This window comes from Chromohalobacter sp. 296-RDG (genome assembly GCF_029889885.1).
GTDB lineage: Bacteria > Pseudomonadota > Gammaproteobacteria > Pseudomonadales > Halomonadaceae > Chromohalobacter.
In genome coordinates this window covers 1-1,165 of record NZ_JARANY010000218.1, presented here as the reverse complement: position 1 = coordinate 1,165, position 1,165 = coordinate 1, and the positions used below count along the sequence as shown (strand labels likewise).

Below are 1,165 nucleotides of genomic sequence, written 5' to 3'. Positions count from 1 at the left end.
TACCATCGCCCGGATCGAAGCGGGCACCTACGACATCGGCGCCGTCAACTTCAAGGTCTGGGACGCCGCCGTCGCCGATGGACGCGTGGATACCGACAAGGTCGACGTGATCTGGAAGACGCCGACCTACCCCGACTATCAATGGACCGTGCGTGGCGACGTCGATGACCGATATGGCGACGGCTTTACCGATAAGGTGCGTCAGGCACTGCTCGACATGCACGACCCCGAGCTGCTCGAGAGCTTCCCTCGTCAGGGCTTCATACCCGCCGATAACGACGACTATCAACCCATCGAAGACGTCGGCGAGAAACTAGGCCTGCTGCGTTGAGTGTAGAAGAACTCGTGCGCTTCGACGGCGAGGCGCTGGGTCATGCATGCCACACCGTCCTCGCCGATCTCACGCTAGGACTTCAGGCCGGCGAACGAGTGGCCTTGCTCGGCCCCAGCGGAGTGGGTAAATCTACCCTGCTGGCCGGCTTGCGCCAGCGCCTCGGCCACCGCGCGGCATGGTGTCCGCAAGAGCATGGCCTGGTGCCGCCGTTGTCGGTCTATCACAACGTCTACATGGGCCGCCTGGAACGCCACTCCGCACTCGCCAACCTCATCAACCTAATGCGCCCGCAACGCGACGCCTGGCGCGGCATCCAGACACTATGCGGCGAGCTGGGCCTCGAAGGACTGCTCAAACGTCCCGTTGTACAACTCTCCGGTGGTCAACGCCAGCGTGTGGCCATCGCCAGGGCGCTTTATCAGGCGCGTGAAGTATTTCTCGGCGACGAGCCGGTCGCCAGCATCGACCCGCACCAGGCACGTCGCCTACTGCATATGATTCAGAACCAGCACGCGACCTGCGTGATCGCGCTGCATCAGCGCGAACTCGCGTTGACGCATTTCGATCGCGTATGGGGCCTGCGCGACGGCCAACTGATACTCGATGCGCCGGCGCGCGAGTTGACGCTCGACGATCTCGACACGCTCTATCCTGACGCCCACTCGTCCGATGCCCAATCGGAGCCGGCATGAGTGCCGAACGCGCACCAGGCCTGCTCGCCGGAGACTCCCTCAATCTACGCCTCGCCCGGCGCTCGTTAGGGCTGATTGCGCTGTGTCTGGTATTACTGCCATTCGCCGATCTCGCGATCACTACCCACGACCCTTGGGC

At 63.3% G+C, this 1,165-nt stretch carries 2 protein-coding genes; both read left to right on the top strand.

Annotation, left to right across the window (positions count from 1 at the left end; genetic code table 11):
* Window positions 1-331: PhnD/SsuA/transferrin family substrate-binding protein (locus OP495_RS18015; RefSeq protein ID WP_280571148.1), on the top strand; the 331-nt coding region annotated here is incomplete at its 5' end.
* The gene (locus tag OP495_RS18010) at window positions 328-1,026 is read left to right on the top strand and encodes an ATP-binding cassette domain-containing protein (protein ID WP_280571147.1); all 699 of its coding nucleotides are present in this window, start codon (window positions 328-330) and stop codon (window positions 1,024-1,026) included. The genes OP495_RS18015 and OP495_RS18010, both read left to right, overlap by 4 nt.
* The last annotated feature ends 139 nt before the right edge of the window (window positions 1,027-1,165 follow it).